General features: G+C 38.3%; 18 protein-coding genes. 7 read left to right on the top strand and 11 right to left on the bottom strand.

Annotated features, from left to right (window positions below):
• Nucleotides 1-32: 32 nt before the first annotated feature.
• Nucleotides 33-1,205 (bottom strand): hypothetical protein, encoded by a 1,173-nt coding sequence (locus ACOXY8_RS11580; protein ID WP_458331756.1) that lies wholly within the window; start codon nt 1,203-1,205, stop codon nt 33-35.
• A 118-nt stretch (nt 1,206-1,323) separates the two neighbouring features.
• Between ACOXY8_RS11580 and ACOXY8_RS11575 the strand changes: the two genes are divergently transcribed.
• Both ACOXY8_RS11575 and ACOXY8_RS11570 read left to right on the top strand, forming a co-directional pair.
• On the top strand, nt 1,324-2,025 hold the full coding sequence (locus ACOXY8_RS11575; protein WP_458331755.1) for an SDR family NAD(P)-dependent oxidoreductase: 702 nt from the start codon (nt 1,324-1,326) through the stop codon (nt 2,023-2,025).
• Between the two features lie 12 nt (nt 2,026-2,037).
• Nucleotides 2,038-2,805: an NRDE family protein gene (locus tag ACOXY8_RS11570; protein WP_458331754.1), complete on the top strand. Its 768-nt coding sequence runs from the start codon at nt 2,038-2,040 to the stop codon at nt 2,803-2,805.
• A 225-nt stretch (nt 2,806-3,030) separates the two neighbouring features.
• Here ACOXY8_RS11570 and kdsB read toward each other — a convergent pair whose 3' ends face one another.
• Nucleotides 3,031-3,777 carry a 3-deoxy-manno-octulosonate cytidylyltransferase gene (kdsB, locus tag ACOXY8_RS11565; protein WP_458331753.1) on the bottom strand — a complete coding sequence of 249 codons (747 nt, stop codon included), beginning with the start codon at nt 3,775-3,777 and terminating at the stop codon, nt 3,031-3,033.
• Entirely contained in the window at nt 3,774-5,135 is a 1,362-nt protein-coding gene (locus tag ACOXY8_RS11560; protein ID WP_458331752.1) for an NfeD family protein, read from the bottom strand. Before ACOXY8_RS11560 ends, kdsB begins: the two co-directional genes overlap by 4 nt.
• A 63-nt stretch (nt 5,136-5,198) precedes the next feature.
• On the opposite strand from ACOXY8_RS11560, the gene ACOXY8_RS11555 reads away from it, so the two are divergent.
• A complete protein-coding gene (locus ACOXY8_RS11555; RefSeq protein ID WP_458331751.1) occupies nt 5,199-5,981 on the top strand; it encodes a DUF4905 domain-containing protein in 783 nt (260 codons plus the stop codon).
• A 9-nt stretch (nt 5,982-5,990) separates the two neighbouring features.
• Nucleotides 5,991-6,842 (top strand): LysM peptidoglycan-binding domain-containing protein, encoded by an 852-nt coding sequence (locus ACOXY8_RS11550; RefSeq protein WP_458331750.1) that lies wholly within the window; start codon nt 5,991-5,993, stop codon nt 6,840-6,842.
• Nucleotides 6,843-6,942: 100 nt separating this feature from the next.
• Here ACOXY8_RS11550 and ACOXY8_RS11545 read toward each other — a convergent pair whose 3' ends face one another.
• Nucleotides 6,943-7,722, bottom strand: coding sequence for a TIGR02757 family protein (locus ACOXY8_RS11545; protein ID WP_458331749.1), 780 nt, complete (start codon nt 7,720-7,722; stop codon nt 6,943-6,945).
• Nucleotides 7,723-7,832: 110 nt separating this feature from the next.
• Nucleotides 7,833-8,477 (bottom strand): orotate phosphoribosyltransferase, encoded by a 645-nt coding sequence (gene pyrE, locus ACOXY8_RS11540; protein ID WP_458331774.1) that lies wholly within the window; start codon nt 8,475-8,477, stop codon nt 7,833-7,835.
• 103 nt (nt 8,478-8,580) lie between these two features.
• Here pyrE and ACOXY8_RS11535 point away from each other — a divergent pair, with 103 nt between their 5' ends.
• Nucleotides 8,581-9,282, top strand: a complete 702-nt coding sequence (locus tag ACOXY8_RS11535) for an NUDIX hydrolase (RefSeq protein ID WP_458331748.1) — start codon at nt 8,581-8,583, stop codon at nt 9,280-9,282.
• Here the strand turns inward: ACOXY8_RS11535 and coaD are convergent.
• From coaD to ACOXY8_RS11515, 4 genes are read right to left on the bottom strand one after another with little or no spacing between them, the layout of a single operon-like run.
• Nucleotides 9,264-9,725 (bottom strand): pantetheine-phosphate adenylyltransferase, encoded by a 462-nt coding sequence (gene coaD / locus ACOXY8_RS11530; RefSeq protein WP_458331747.1) that lies wholly within the window; start codon nt 9,723-9,725, stop codon nt 9,264-9,266. The genes ACOXY8_RS11535 and coaD overlap by 19 nt on opposite strands.
• Nucleotides 9,722-10,606, bottom strand: a complete 885-nt coding sequence (locus ACOXY8_RS11525; protein ID WP_458331746.1) for a DUF3822 family protein — start codon at nt 10,604-10,606, stop codon at nt 9,722-9,724. Before ACOXY8_RS11525 ends, coaD begins: the two co-directional genes overlap by 4 nt.
• 9 nt (nt 10,607-10,615) lie before the next feature.
• Nucleotides 10,616-11,194 carry a hypothetical protein gene (locus ACOXY8_RS11520; protein WP_458331745.1) on the bottom strand — a complete coding sequence of 193 codons (579 nt, stop codon included), beginning with the start codon at nt 11,192-11,194 and terminating at the stop codon, nt 10,616-10,618.
• Between the two features lie 60 nt (nt 11,195-11,254).
• The gene (locus ACOXY8_RS11515) at nt 11,255-11,752 is read right to left on the bottom strand and encodes an NUDIX domain-containing protein (RefSeq protein WP_458331744.1); all 498 of its coding nucleotides are present in this window, start codon (nt 11,750-11,752) and stop codon (nt 11,255-11,257) included.
• Between the two features lie 88 nt (nt 11,753-11,840).
• Here ACOXY8_RS11515 and ACOXY8_RS11510 point away from each other — a divergent pair, with 88 nt between their 5' ends.
• Both ACOXY8_RS11510 and ACOXY8_RS11505 read left to right on the top strand, forming a co-directional pair.
• Nucleotides 11,841-12,278 (top strand): PaaI family thioesterase, encoded by a 438-nt coding sequence (locus ACOXY8_RS11510; RefSeq protein ID WP_458331743.1) that lies wholly within the window; start codon nt 11,841-11,843, stop codon nt 12,276-12,278.
• 2 nt (nt 12,279-12,280) lie between these two features.
• Nucleotides 12,281-13,705: an ATP-dependent DNA helicase gene (locus ACOXY8_RS11505; RefSeq protein WP_458331742.1), complete on the top strand. Its 1,425-nt coding sequence runs from the start codon at nt 12,281-12,283 to the stop codon at nt 13,703-13,705.
• Here the strand turns inward: ACOXY8_RS11505 and ACOXY8_RS11500 are convergent.
• Together ACOXY8_RS11500 and ACOXY8_RS11495 are read right to left on the bottom strand one after the other, a co-directional pair.
• Nucleotides 13,692-14,078 carry a DUF423 domain-containing protein gene (locus ACOXY8_RS11500; protein WP_458331741.1) on the bottom strand — a complete coding sequence of 129 codons (387 nt, stop codon included), beginning with the start codon at nt 14,076-14,078 and terminating at the stop codon, nt 13,692-13,694. The genes ACOXY8_RS11505 and ACOXY8_RS11500 overlap by 14 nt on opposite strands.
• Nucleotides 14,075-14,758, bottom strand: a complete 684-nt coding sequence (locus ACOXY8_RS11495; RefSeq protein ID WP_458331740.1) for a YggS family pyridoxal phosphate-dependent enzyme — start codon at nt 14,756-14,758, stop codon at nt 14,075-14,077. Before ACOXY8_RS11495 ends, ACOXY8_RS11500 begins: the two co-directional genes overlap by 4 nt.
• Between the last annotated feature and the right edge of the window lie 86 nt (nt 14,759-14,844).

Here is a 14,844-nt window from a genome sequence, read left to right as displayed (position 1 = left end):
TATTTTTAATTGATTGCGATAGTTTGCGATTACTAGTCTAGTTTTAGGGCTAATCTATAAATTGTAATCATATCAGGTTCGTATCCAAGAAATGAAATATTTTGAGTAGCATAAATTTGATCTTTGCCATGTGCAGAAAAGAGTCGATTTATTTTTGGATCAGATGGGAGCTCTCCAATCTTCTTGCTATCTATAAACAATTGGTAATAAGTATTTCTAAAATTTCGTGCTTCATCAACTTCCAGTAGCTTATAGTCATCTTGACTTATTGGAGAAACTCCTTCAGTGTATGTATTAATCACAATATTGTCAAAGCTCACCAAGCCATTATTGATCCCTTCAATGCCTACCCACTTCACTCTTTCTTGAAAATCAGTTACTTCAGGCATTGCATCATAAGGATAGCCTTCTGGTAATTTAAAGTAATTCTCTGGTTCGGTTTTCCATCTATTAATCAATTCACCAGTTTCTAGCGAATAAGCCAAAATTTCATTGTCCACCCGATAAATGAAGTAAATGATGTCTCCTGAGATTGAAAAGAATGGAAAGTCCATTCCAATATCATGGTGCATTCCATTTTTGAAAAGGCTATTTTCCTCAAATTTAGCTATAGGCAAATATTCGCCAGTGGCTAAATTGATCCTTTCAAGTGCATTCCTATTCTCGTAATAGTTGGCTTGAAAAAACTGGAATCTAGCTCGGCCAGGAGCATGCATTACCAAGTATGAGCTATCACCAGCTGCACCATATTGAATGCCTCTAAAGCCAACAAACTGAATTCCAGGAAGCCACTGAAATGGATTCTCGATACTGCGTTGAAATTCTCCCGATTCGTTTAGTATGTTGATTCTCGCTCTGTCTTGCACGGCAATTTCATTTGCGCTGATATAGCTAGCTCCCATTGGGCCGGTAGCATTCCACCCGCCTGGCTCATCAGGAGTTTTTGAAATTTCAGTGATTATATTTCCTTCTAAATCGGAAGCAACCAAAGTATTTCTAGTATTGTCATAAAACACCATCCTATTCCATTCGGTAGTGATATCTATCAAAAGCAAATTTCCCAAATAATCAATTTGTACCGAATCTACTATTTCGAGTTTCCAATTAGTAGGCAAATTACTTTCTTCACTTTTCACTTCTTCTGAAGAATTACAAGCAGCAAGTACTACAGCAAAAAAGGCTGCAAAGAGGATTGATTTTTTCATGATCTTAATTATTTAGGTAAAGTATTTAATTCTTCGTTTTATTTCCAAAGGAACTTAGAAAAATATTTGTCGTTATATTTGATGTATATACAATTAATAGAAATAGAAAAGATATTTTATGAAAAATCGAGTAATCATCAGCGGGGCAGCCGGAAATTTAGGAATGGCGGTTACCAAAAAGTTCTTAAATGAAAAATGGTCGGTTGTAGCTCTTGCAGAAGAAGGCAAGCCAGATCAAGTGAAAAAATTAGAAAATATAGCTAAAGTTAAACCTGAGGTAATTCCAGCTGATTTGATGGATCCTTACAAATCAGCCAAGTTGGTGCGAAAAATCTGGGCCGAACAGCCGATACACTCTGCCGTATTATTAGTTGGTGGTTTTTCTATGAACTCCTTAGAGAAAACTACATCAGAGCAATTAGAAAAGATGATCAAGCTCAATGTACTTACAGCATATAATATTCTGCAGCCACTTTTTGCTTTGATGAAGGAGCATGGTGGAGGTAATGTAACCTTAATTGGAGCACGGCCGGCTTTGCAGCCCACTGATGGCGAGGGTGCTGTTGCCTATGCACTATCGAAGGGAATATTGTTTCATCTGGCTGAAATTGTGAATGTAGGAACCAACACTCATGGAGTGGCAGCAAACGTTGTGGTTCCCAGCATTATCGATACGCCTGAGAATAGAGAAGGAATGCCCGATTCGGATTTCTCAAAATGGGTAAAACCAGAAGAAATTGCAGATGCCATATATTTTGCAGCTGAACAAAGCGGCAAAGGTTTGGCAGGTTCTGTATTGAAACTTTACGGTCAAGTTTAATTAGGCTTTATAATGTGTTTAATTTTATTTGCTCTCAATGCACATCCTAAATACTCCTTGATTTTAGCAGGAAATCGAGATGAATTCTATGAGCGACCAACCAAAAGAGCCCATTTCTGGCAAGAGCATCCTCATATACTTGCTGGCAAAGATTTAAAAGCTGGGGGCACTTGGATGGGTATAAGTAAAAGTGGTAGATTTTCGGCTGTTACAAATTATAGAGAATTACCATTAGAGCCGAATAAAGTGAAAAGTAGAGGAGTGCTTCCATTGGATTTTCTAGCTAATGGCTACGATCCGCAGCAATATCTGATAGAAAAATCGCGGGAGGATAAATTGTTCGCTCCTTACAATGTACTGGTAGGCAATAGTCAGGAGTTGTTTTATTACTCCAACAAAGTTGAAAATATCTCTAAAATTGATTCTGGCGTTCATGGCTTGAGCAATCATTTGTTGAATACCAACTGGCCCAAAGTCCAAAAGGGAAAAGCAGATTTAGCAACTTGGATCGAAAATGCAAATTCGAAACCTGAAGAGCTTTTTGAAATACTCAGTAATAAATCCTTAGCAGCTGATCATTTATTGCCGAATACAGGGGTAGAGAAGGATTGGGAGAGAAAGCTATCGGCTATGTTTATAGAATCACCCGATTATGGTACACGCATGACCACTGTCTTGCTGGTAAGCCACAATGGTGAGGTTACCTACATCGAACGAGAATTTTTAAATGGCTCAAACGAATATGATGAACAATCCTTCCGTTGGAAAATAGAATCTTAGCCTCCAATAATTTCTCAACTGCTGAAGCACTCATCCCAGGTGTTCCTCCGAATCTTGACACGCCTAGAGCATGAATGTCGCATGTTCCTCTGATGCTTGGTATTATCCAAAATCATAATAAATAGTCAGTATAATGACCGGAAACCATAACAATTGATCATTACGATGACCAAATCTTACCAAAATAAAAGATAAAGTATTTGAATTTCATTGAAACGAAGGTTCTCAGCCTTTAGAAATCCTTTCAATAGCTTTTAATAGATCCTCTGGCGTATCAATTCCAATTGATTCAAAAGCAGTTTGAGCAGCTTTGATTTGAAAACCGTTTTCTAGCCATCGCAATTGTTCAAGTGATTCTGCATTTTCGAGTGGACTAGGACTCAATTTACTTATCGCCATCAACACCTCTCTTTTGTAGGCATACATTCCAATATGCTTAAAATGCATTTCTTTACTCAGCCAATCTTTTTCTTCAACTCCTCTCAAATAAGGAATCGGATGTCGACTAAAATATAATGCTGATTGATTAGATGCGACAACGGCCTTCACCACATTTGGATTGAAAAGATCTTCCTGCTTGCTGATTTGCTTTACCAATGTGGCTATTTCAGTTTTGCCATCGAGCAATTGAATGAGCTCTTCGATTTGAGCCGGCTCAATCAACGGCTCGTCTCCTTGCACATTTACAATGTAATCGAAGTTTTTAAGTTCAGCATTAATTACAGCTTCGGCAATTCTGTCTGTGCCGCTTTGGTGATGTTCGCTAGTGAAAATAGCTTTGCCCCCAAAAGACATTACTACATCATAAATCAATTGTGAATCTGTAGCAACTGCTACGAAGTCAAAGACTTTTACCTCCCGCGATTTTTCATATACGTGTTGAATCATTGGCTTGGCTCCAAGCATAGCGAGTGGTTTTCCAGGAAAGCGGGTGGACGCATATCTAGCTGGAATTATACAGGCAATTTTCATCCTTCTTTATATTCTTTTACTTTCAAATAATTACCTGAATCATCTACTACAATTATCTTGGTGCCTGCTACAATATATTCTCCTCTCGTAGCTGCATCGTACAAATTACCGTCAATTTCAACTCTTCCGCTAGGCCTGAGGATAGTCTGAGCAATACCAATTTTATCTATTAGCACTTCCTCTACAAATTTGGAGGAATAACCTTCCTCATGTCTTTGTGTACTAACTAAGGCCACTCGTTTGAAGACCTGACTATTCGTTAGACGGACACCACCTACAAATAGCAGTAAAATAGCAGAAAGGAATGCGCTCAGTGTAATTATTGCCGCTCTGATAATTTTCTCAGCGGGTACAAAGGTGAAATCTAAATTATCATTGCCAATCATCATTAGCGTAAGGGAGCCAACGATCAAAATGCCTCCACTAATACCTGCAATGCCAAAGCCTGGGAAAACGAATATTTCCAAAAGCAATAAAACTACTCCAATCACAAAAACAACAATTTCCCAATATTGGGCTAATCCATTCAGATACAATGGGATGAAATAGAGTATCAAAGCTAGTGCTGCTGCCAATAGAGGAAAACCAACCCCTGGAGTTTGTAGCTCAAAATACAGCCCCCCTAAAATTACCAAAATCAGAATCCCAGAAACGAATGGATTTAAGAAGAGTGAAATAATTGACTCGACAAAGCTTTTCTCATATTCAAAAATTTGATAGTCTGTAAAGCCCGATACCTTGATGATTTCAGCAATTCCTGAAACTTCACCTTCACAATAATTATTTACAATTGCTTCGGAAGTAGAGAAGGTAATTACTTCGCCTTCTTTAGTAATGCCTTCAATTTCAATAGATTCATCTACCATTGCTTCCGCAATTCGAGGATCTCGGCCTTTTGCTTCGGCAGTCGATCGCATGGTGGATCTGAAGTAAGACTGGTATTTGTCTGGTGCAGCTGCTCCGTCCATTGTTACCACAGTGGCAGCACCAATCGAAGCGCCTGGAGCCATATAAATGCTATCGCACGCAATGGAAATTAATGCACCTGCGGAGGCCGCATCTTTGTTGATATAAACATAAATGGGAATATCCAACTCCAAAATCATCGTGCGGATATCGTCGGCATCATTTACAGCGCCGCCATAGGTATCCATTTCAATTATTATCAATTCTGCCTCAATTTCCTTAGCATTTTGAAGTGCCATTTTCACATAGCGGTTCATTCTAGGATCTATATTATCGTCGATTTTCATCACGAAAATCTTTGAAGCCTTTCCCGAAACTTGCGCATGTACGAGTTGAGGAAAAACAAAACCAATAAAAAGAATGAGAAATAATGGGTTTAAATATTTATTCATTTTGCTTTTGGCTTTTAAGCCTTGTCCTATTCCTTACTTTTGTGAAAGTAATCAATTTATTTCTTGACAGCACAGCTCACATTAAAGTTTCAACACAAATTACCTGGCGATGTTTGGAAGACTTGTCTTTCCACAACAGATGGCAGCATTGGTATTGAGGTGAGAAATCATCAAAGTAAAAAGGTGTATTTCTTCAAAATTGATTCCAGAGGTGAGCTTCATTCTTTTGCCAATCAGATGGCATTTTCATGGTGGATTACGATTGCTGGCCTATCTGAAAAGCATCTGATTCTAGAAAAAATGAATGATCCACTCAACACGGAAGACAGAAATTTATATGTCTACCATTGGCAAAATGGCCAATTACTTTGGTCGAAAGATGGCCTCATATATCAGCAACATGATGAAAATAGGCTAGAAGCAATTTCAAAAGCAGATGATTCGGTTGAAAATGTTGAGTTTAATTTAGCTTCTGGAAAGCAAGAAGTTGAACAATATAGTTTTGTTTGTAGAAATAATGATTTCGTTGAACCTACTCAATTTCAGGAAGGTACAGATGATTTTGATAAGATTGCAGAATTTATTTTGATTGAACTCAATGTGAAAGCTCGATTGGTCGTTGACTATGTGGAAGCGGGAGGTAAAATGCTTTTGTCATATTATGTGGCTGATAAGAAGGGATTTAGTAACTTTATAGGGGTTTGGAACGAGAAAGGCGATTGTATTTTGTTGGAGCTAATGGAAAAGGAACTTAAACTCCCTGCGCAATCAAGTTTTTTTGTTTTAGAAAAGGATGTAATTGTTGTTCAAGAAAAGGTCAAGGTTAAAGGTTATCAACTCAGTTAATGCTCAATTATGAAAAGGTTAAAATTTTTACTTCTCTCCATTGCAATTTTTGCAGCGAATGGAATCCAAGCGCATCAAGCTGATTCTGTTGGTTATGAAATGAAAGATGGCAAAGTGCTGGTTCATTATAAGGTTGGCGAAAAGGAAACACTTTTTTCGATAGCCAAGCAATACGAAAGCACTATGTACGATATTATCCAACTCAATCCAGGTGCAGATCAGGGTTTACGTTTTGGACAGATATTGAAAGTCCCATACAATAAACCCTTCACTCCAAAAAGTGAACGAGTGGTTACAGCAGAAATTCCAGTAAATAGAGTTCATAAGGTTGGTCCAGCAGAAACCATATTTAGTATAAGCAGAAAGTATGGTGTAAATGTAGCCGACATTCGCAGATGGAATGGACTGAAAAATGACAATATTGGAATTGGTCAATCCATCGTAGTAGCTGCACCGCCATCTGAGTTGGTCGCAGATACCAGATCTACTCCAACTGTAAATCAACAGAGCAGTATATCCACTCCAATGCCTCAGGAAGAAGAATTTACTTATGAAATCGGTAGAGTGCCTGTAAATGAAACTGGTAAAAATATGCGTGTTTCTGAAAAGGGAATTGCGGAAGTGATTACAGGAACCGGTGAGTCTGCCAAGTTTCTTGCATTACACAAATCAGCTCCGGTAGGCACTATTATTCAAGTTACCAACCCGATGAACAATATCTCAATATTTGTGAGAGTCATCGGTAAGTTGCCGCCTACAGGTGAGAATGATAAAATTGTCATCAAGCTGTCTCAATCTGCTTATGAGCGATTGAACGCTATCGATAAAAAGTTTTTGGTTGATCTTTCTTACATCGAATAGGAAATGTAATATAAAATTAGGAAGGTCTGTGAGTAAATCATAGGCCTTTTTTGTTTGGGCGGATTTGAAAGTGGGTTGCTCCTTAAATTTGTTTAAGCCATCAATACTTTTCGAAGACGCCAAGTCCAAACAAGGCAAAGTCGTATTTTGTAGGATCTATTGGGTCGAATAATCGCAAGCTTTTGTCTAATTCTTTCACTGCTTTTGCATCATTTTGTTTTCGGCTTAACAAGCCCAATTTACGAGCGACATTACCTGAGTGTATATCCAAGGGACAGGATAAATAGGAGGGAGGAATAGATTGCCAAATTCCAAAATCTACTCCTTTGCGATCATTCCGCACCATCCATCTTAAGTACATATTTATTCTTTTAGCTGATGAGCCATTGAATGGATCGCTTACGTGCTTGGTGCTACGAGGTAAATGCGGAATTGAGAAAAATATTTGCCGAAAGACATTAATTGCTGGCTGAGTAGATTCATCTTTTAGGTTTGCACCAAATACTGCTTCCAGCCCACCATAATTTGCATAAATATTTTGCAGTGATCTAATAAATAGCCGCAAATCATCTGAATTGAAAGTTCGGTGAACTACACCTTCAATTTTATCTAAATCTGCTTCAGTGTGGTTTATTATAAAATCGAAAGGAGCATTATCCATCCAATTCAGCATTTTTCGAGCATTTTGGATTATGGATTTGCGATTACCCCATGAAATCGTTGCGGCCAAAAAACCTGCTATCTCTCTATCTTCTTTGGAGCTAAATAAATGAGGAATTGAAATAGGATCGCTCTCAATGAAACTGGGATGATTGTATTGAATCACCTTCTCTTCTAGAAAATCTTTGAGCTCACCGTAAAAAAAGGATTCTTCAGTCATACTTTTAATAAAAGTGATTATTCAGTTTGGAATCATGGGAAACTATATAAAAGGAGGAGAAAGAAATTTACCTCCCGCTTCTACCATGTTTCAATTTTGAAGTTCAATTGCTATTGACCCCATTCGCTTGGAGCTTTTCTCCAATTATTCAACAATTCCAATTCAGTTTCTTTTATTATTTTATCTTTTACAGCCTTTTCAAGTAAATGAGAATAGTCTGATAACACCACCAATTCTATATTCTGTTTTTTGAAATTATCTTCAGCCATAGCAAACCCATAAGTGAATATAGCCACCATGCCCAATACCGTGCAGTCTGCTTGGACAAGCGCTTCGGCAGCTTTCAATGAGCTGCCTCCAGTAGAAATTAGATCTTCTACAATTACCACTTTTTGGCCTGCAGTTACTTTTCCTTCAATCAGATTTTCCATACCATGGCCTTTGGGTTTGGAGCGAACATAAGCAAACGGTAACTCTAATAAATCAGCCACCAAAGCTCCTTGTGGAATCCCTGCAGTAGCAACACCAGCAATCAAATCTACATCTACAAAGTGTTTGCGAATTGCCCTTGCCAGTTGTTCTTTGATATAGCTACGTGTAGTAGGATAGGAGAGAGCTACACGATTATCACAATAGATGGGTGACTTCCATCCTGAAGCCCAAGTAAAAGGTTTATCGGGACTTAATTTGATGGCTTTGGCATCAAGTAAGAGTGCAGCTACTTTTTCGGCTATTTCTTTATCTAGAATTTGAATCATGATGCGAATTTAAAATCTTTTTGTGAAAGCGAGGAATTCTCTTTTGATGTTAGTTTATTTTTGATTGCTTTGTATTCAGCGGATTCAAAATACAAGGTACATGAAGCTTTTCATCAATGACAAACCATTGACTATTGTGCGTGATGGCAAACTTAACCTGCCACTAAGTACATTCGATCAATTAGTCGATGCAACTAAAGATGGCGTGCATCCTTCAAAATGGCAAGGCGAAATTCTTCTTAGATTCCCAACTGCTGATCAGATTTTTAATTTGATGGAGCAATTGAAAGCGCGGAATTACAAGAAGGTAGAAGCAATTACTGTTATCGTAAATGATCCTGAGTCGGCTAGTCATTATCTCAAAAAACGCTTTACAGTTGTAAAAGCAGCAGGAGGTTTAGTAGAAAAAGATGGCAAAATCCTGATGATTTACAGATTGAAAAAGTGGGATTTACCAAAAGGTAAATTAGAAAAGGGAGAATCACCTATTGATGGAGCTAAGCGGGAGGTAGAAGAAGAGTGTAATATCAAAGTGGAGGTAATTGAGAAAATTGGCTCTACATGGCATACTTACATGCGCAACGGAAAGCATACGCTGAAAAAAACCTATTGGTACAAAATGGCATCGCTTGATGATTCGGAGCTTGCGCCACAACTGGAAGAAGCAATTACAGATGTGAGATGGATGGAGCATCATGACTGGAAGACAGCTCTTTACAATTCATATGCTACTATAAGGCAGGTATTTAGTCAATATACAAAGCTAGAAAAGGATAAGCTTTCTCAGACTTCAAGCTTGTAAGGCAAGAATTTGCTTACATCACCTTTGTATCTGTGTACTTCACGAATAATAGTAGAACTAATCCCTGCAAATTCGGGCGTAGTAATTAGAAAAACAGTTTCCATTTCTGGGTTCAAATGATGGTTTACCTGAGCAATTGTATTCTCGTATTCGAAATCTGTTGTGTTTCGTAAACCTCTCAGCACATATTTGGCCTTATGCTTTTTGGCAAGCTCAGCTGTTAATTCATTGTATACGATTACAGAAACTTGTTTTGTATTCTCGAATGTCTCGGAAATGAGTTTTACCATTAAGTCGACATCAAAATAGCGCTGCTTTTGAGAGTTGTATCCTATTGCCACAATTATGTGATCGAAAAGGTTTAATCCTCTCATAACAATGTCATGATGTCCATTGGTGAATGGGTCGAAGGAACCTGGAAAAAGTGCGATGCGCTTTGTCATTTGCAGAACCAAGTACAGAAGGTTTCAAAGTATTTATACTCTTCTAGATCGTCGAACATATAGCCAAAATATAGCTTCCAAGGACGCTTACCTAAATGCACATATTGGAAATACCTGTTTAGCTGATTGAGTGCAGAGGCATCTTTCTCGAAGTTGCCATATACTATCAACTGATCACTTTCTAAATTTAGTGAGAATTCTTGGAAGGCAATTCCAATATATTTGGCGAAATCCGAAGGTTCATAGATTTTGAAACGATTACACAAAAGGAGATTTTTCCCTTCGAAAATGACCAAGCTAAGCCAATCTCCATCGATATGAGCAAATGCTACAGCATTTTTCCCTGATGGTTTTTGTCTTAAGAATCCTTCAAGTAAAACAGATATTTGATGTAGAAATTGAACCTTAAGGTTTGGATATTTGTGTGAGAACCATTCCTTGATATCGTCTGGAATAGAATATACTAAATGGCAATCTAGATTTTTGTGGTAATGGGAGAGAATTTCTCCATCAGGCTCCACTTGCCCGGTTGCCATGCAAAGCCAATCCACACTTTTAGTTTTGCTGAAAAATTCATGTGGAACTAGGCTGAAGTGCTGATTTTTTACGAATACTGAAATGCTTCCCCAAAAACCTGCTGGCAATAATGGATGCTGATCAAATATTTTCCCTAAGGAATCAAAATAAGCTTCCCTGCTTATATTTTGTGTAATAGTTATGAGTTCAAAGAAAAGGCATCGATGATTTTCGCTATCAACGATGCCTATCTCTATTTCATTTTCACTTATTCCAATACTTAAGTGGTATTGGCTCAGGAGGTTCACATCAAGTACATCATCCTTGATCACCAAATTTTGGTACGTGTCCTCCTCGTTTATCATTTTTAAATATTACTCCCAGTTACCTGTGGTAGTTACGTCAGTTTTAGAACCTACGCGAAGTGCTCTTTCATTATCATTTCTTCTCCTTGCCGGGTTCATTGGGTTTGGATCTCTTATTTCGAAAACATCTACCATTTGACCTGAACGTTCAATCTTGCCAGCAAATATTTCAAATTTCACATCAGTTCCAGGTTTGTATGGCAATCTCTGTAAATTGAAGTTTGGCACTTTGGATGGGCTAAATAATGAATCCATTACTGACACAGAACCAATTGTGTCAAGAATTGTGGTAGTTTCTTCTGCGCCATAGGCAAGAAGTTTAATTTCTTCTCTTCTTTGGACGATGTATATCTTACCAGTATCTACAAAAGAAATAAGCGAATCCCAATCGGAAGCATATTTTCCATTACCGCCTCTATAAGCAATTTGAGCATCACGAATCAATTTTAGTTTTTCAACTATTTGAGATTCAGTTCTTCTTAGCTCAGCATCGAAGTCGATATCAGATTTCACACTGTTTACAAGGTAGTACCCTGTTCCTATTGCTACTAGCAGGAAAACGATAGAAAGTATTTTAGTTAAGTTCATTTGTTTAAGGTTTACGCAATAATAAGTATTTTTAAAAGGATTTCAAGGTCAATTCGGCCTCTATTTTAGGGATTTATTCGATAAAATGAAACATCCTTTCAATTGGCCAATTTTATTTGGGTTTGGTTCTACTTCAAACATTTTGTGTAAGCGACCTAAACTTTCACTACGAATATCGTTGTCGTTCATGAATTTTAGTTCTTTTATTATTTGATTGGCTTCTTCCATTTCTGGATCGGAACCAAGCTTTAACCTCCCTCCTCTTCTGCTTACCATGAAGAAGTGCTCTATAGCGTGTAGTGGTTTATTTAAATATTCATGAGTGAAAAGGTATTGATTTACATCTATATCCAATCCCGTTTCCTCTCTAAATTCTCTTTTCAAATTTTCTTCGGCACTACTTCCATACTCCATTCCCCCGCCTGGCGGTGCCCAAAGATAGCCTTCTTCTCCTAGTCCTTCATACTTTATCAGCAGGATTTTTCCTTCCTCTACCAACAATCCACAGACTCTTACCCGTAACCGATTCCCAAATGTATTTTCAATTATTTTCTTCACCTAATTATTTTTTTAATTGCTAAAAATACGTGCTGAACGGCAATCTAAAAGAATTTATTTTAGGTCTTTAAATTCCTAACTTTGAATCATGGAATCACAAATAGCAAATACTACTCAGCAAGTGAACAAGGAACGGATAATTGGTTTCCTAGAGAAGCAGCATTTCATGAAGTTGATGAAGTTTAGGCTCGATAAGATTGAATATGGATTGGTAGAAGGTAGGTTAGATTTGGAGCAAATCCATACCCAGCAGCATGGAATGGTGCATGGTGGAGTTACGGCAACGGTGGCGGATATTGTAGCTGGCTTTGCAGCTTATACAATGGCTGAGGATTACCAAAACATTGTTACCGTGGAGTTGAAAATATCTTATTTGAACCCGGGAATGGGCAAGCAATTGCATGCCATCGGCACAGTTCTGAAGCGTGGTTCGAAATTATATTTCTGTGAATCAGAAGTTTACTCAATCGAGGGTGATAGTACAATATTGATAGCCAAAGCCACTGCAACTATGGCAATTATTTGATAATGAGTCTGAAGGACACATTTCTAAGTCATTTTCCTTTCGAACCCACTGAAGGTCAGCAATACCTATTCGAGCAATTTGAAAAATTCTTGCATAGTGATGCGTCCAATAAAACGACCTTTCTAATTCGTGGCTATGCCGGAACAGGAAAAACTACTGTTGTCAGCACGCTTATTCATTCCCTGCATACCTATAAGCGCAAATTTGCATTAGTAGCACCTACTGGAAGGGCAGCTAAAGTATTGGCTTCTTATTCTGGATTCAAAGCATTCACCATCCACCGTTTTATTTATAGCCCTAAGGATGACGGCAGAGGTAATTTGGATTTCCGATTGCAAAAAAATGCTATGACCAACACTGTATTTTTTGTCGATGAGGCATCCATGATAAGTGACGATGGGTTCCCAAGTTTGCTCAGCGATCTAGTCGAATATGTATTCTCTAATGAAGGAAATAGACTTGTGCTTATCGGTGATGTTGCCCAGCTGCCACCTGTTGGTAAAGTAAAGAGCCCTGCACTGGATGCGAATTCATTGCGTAATCACTATCGATTAAACGTGCTCGAAGTTGCGCTTACTAAAGTAATGAGACAGCAAATGGAATCGGGTATCTTGTATAATGCTACCCGCGTGCGAGCTTGGATTATGGGCAAAAAAGTGGAGCCAATGCTAAGCTTAGAAGGCTATCCCGATATCAAGCAAGTAGACGGAAGTCAATTGGAAGAGTTGCTCAGAGATACTTACAGGGAAAATGGTGCAGAAGATTGTATTATCATCACTGGTGCAAATTACCGAGCGAATAATTATAATGAGTATATCCGTCGCAATATATTCTTTAGAGAAAATGAATTAGAAGCTGGGGATATGCTGATGGTGGTGAAAAACAATTATCTTTTTTTACCCGATGATTCGAATGCAGGCTTCATTGCCAATGGAGACTTTGTAGAAGTTAGAAAAATAAAGCGGGAGGTGGAGGAGCATGGATTTCGGTTTGCCGATTTGCTTGTGCAATTGGTCGATTATCCGGATTTACCACCTTTTGATGTGAGAGTGATTTTAGATTCACTTCACTGTTCTGGTCCATCCATGCCCGCAGAAGACATGAAGAAATTAGCGGATTCCGTTCGCCTAGAATATTTGGACTTGCCACGCAAAGCCGATCAAAAGCAGAGTCTCAAAAAGGATATTAACTTGAATGCGCTGCAAGTGAAATTTGCCTACGCACTTACTTGCCACAAATCGCAAGGAGGGCAATGGAAAAATATTTTCTTGGAACCGGGCTTCTACAAAAAGGGAGAAGCGCCAGATCTTGAATTTCTGAGATGGCTATACACCGGAATCACTCGAGCGACTGAAAATCTCTATCTTTTGGGCTTTCCAGAAGAGTTTTTCGAGGAAGGAGAAAAGGGTTTTCCTAAAAGTTCTTAAAGGCGTCTTTGGCGGCAAATAACCACCCAATTATCAATAATACTCCTCCAATGGGAGTGACAGCTCCTAATATAGTAATGCCCGTAAAACACAAGAAGTAAAGTGAGCCTGAAAATATGATGGTGCCAATCAAAATAAGCCAGCCCGAGCGCTTGAATGCGCCAGGGTGCATTTTGCACATTACTCCAATTAAAATAATGCCCAAACTATTGTAAAAGTGGTATTTGACAGCCGTTTCAAAAGTGTCTACTCGTCCTGTCCGTGTTAGCATTTCTTCCAATCCATGTGTTCCAAATGCGCCGAGAGCTACACCAATGGCTATCATTACACAGCCTATGGATACAAATGAAATGGGCTTTGATGTTTCGTTCATACTCCGTAATCCCTTTCGCCAAAAATTGCACTTCCTATTCTTACCATGGTGCTTCCTTCTTCAATTGCGATGCTATAATCGCTACTCATTCCCATAGATAACTCCTTCATTTGAAGGAACGGAATATGTTTGTATTCGCTGGCGATTTTAAGGGATAAACTTTTGAGAGATTTAAACTCATCTCGGATCAAATCCTCATCTTCGGTAAAAGTAGCCATTCCCATCAGCCCATCAATTCGCACATTTTCGAGTGCAGCAAACTCAGCATTATTGAGCATTTCAATAAGCTCTTGTTCGTCGAAGCCAAATTTGGAGCTTTCCTTAGCTATATGTACTTGTAGCAAGCATGGAATAATTCTTCCAGCTTTTTTAGCTTCTTTTTCAACCTCCCGCAACAATTTGAAACTGTCTATAGAGTGAATTAGATGAATAAATGGCGCAATATATTTTACTTTATTTCTCTGCAAATGCCCAATCAAATGCCATTGAATATCCTTTGGCAATTGCTCAGCTTTTTCTACTAATTCTTGAACCTTGTTCTCACCAAAATCAATTTGCCCTGCTTTATAAGCCTCCTCGACCATTTGAGCAGGATGTGTTTTGGAAACAGCAATTAGTTTGGCACCTTTCGATGCAAGTTTATCATAATATATTTTTAATGCTTTCTTAATGTCTGTCATAGATAGAAATAAACGAGTTTCTTTATAATTGTTTGAGAATGGTCTAATTTAGACAAAAATAGTATGCCTCTCGTTGGGATATCAAC

The sequence above is a fragment of the Peijinzhouia sedimentorum genome, from assembly GCF_049340005.1.
Taxonomy (GTDB): domain Bacteria; phylum Bacteroidota; class Bacteroidia; order Cytophagales; family Cyclobacteriaceae; genus CAXBDP01.
Note: the sequence above shows the minus strand (reverse complement) of the source record. Positions and strands in the feature narration are given on the sequence as shown.

Bases quoted from the DNA above. Each gene is read 5' to 3' on its own strand.
- ACOXY8_RS11570 (WP_458331754.1), top strand. From the start codon at position 2,038: ATGTGTTTAATTTTATTTGCTCTCAATGCACATCCTAAATACTCCTTG.
- kdsB (WP_458331753.1), bottom strand. From the start codon at position 3,777: ATGAAAATTGCCTGTATAATTCCAGCTAGATATGCGTCCACCCGCTTT.
- coaD (WP_458331747.1), bottom strand. From the start codon at position 9,725: ATGACAAAGCGCATCGCACTTTTTCCAGGTTCCTTCGACCCATTCACC.
- ACOXY8_RS11505 (WP_458331742.1), top strand. From the start codon at position 12,281: ATGAGTCTGAAGGACACATTTCTAAGTCATTTTCCTTTCGAACCCACT.
- ACOXY8_RS11500 (WP_458331741.1), bottom strand. From the start codon at position 14,078: ATGAACGAAACATCAAAGCCCATTTCATTTGTATCCATAGGCTGTGTA.
- ACOXY8_RS11545 (WP_458331749.1), bottom strand. From the start codon at position 7,722: ATGACTGAAGAATCCTTTTTTTACGGTGAGCTCAAAGATTTTCTAGAA.
- ACOXY8_RS11535 (WP_458331748.1), top strand. From the start codon at position 8,581: ATGAAGCTTTTCATCAATGACAAACCATTGACTATTGTGCGTGATGGC.
- ACOXY8_RS11575 (WP_458331755.1), top strand. From the start codon at position 1,324: ATGAAAAATCGAGTAATCATCAGCGGGGCAGCCGGAAATTTAGGAATG.
- ACOXY8_RS11510 (WP_458331743.1), top strand. From the start codon at position 11,841: ATGGAATCACAAATAGCAAATACTACTCAGCAAGTGAACAAGGAACGG.
- ACOXY8_RS11560 (WP_458331752.1), bottom strand. From the start codon at position 5,135: ATGAATAAATATTTAAACCCATTATTTCTCATTCTTTTTATTGGTTTT.
- ACOXY8_RS11550 (WP_458331750.1), top strand. From the start codon at position 5,991: ATGAAAAGGTTAAAATTTTTACTTCTCTCCATTGCAATTTTTGCAGCG.
- ACOXY8_RS11520 (WP_458331745.1), bottom strand. From the start codon at position 11,194: ATGAACTTAACTAAAATACTTTCTATCGTTTTCCTGCTAGTAGCAATA.
- ACOXY8_RS11495 (WP_458331740.1), bottom strand. From the start codon at position 14,758: ATGACAGACATTAAGAAAGCATTAAAAATATATTATGATAAACTTGCA.
- ACOXY8_RS11525 (WP_458331746.1), bottom strand. From the start codon at position 10,606: ATGATAAACGAGGAGGACACGTACCAAAATTTGGTGATCAAGGATGAT.
- ACOXY8_RS11580 (WP_458331756.1), bottom strand. From the start codon at position 1,205: ATGAAAAAATCAATCCTCTTTGCAGCCTTTTTTGCTGTAGTACTTGCT.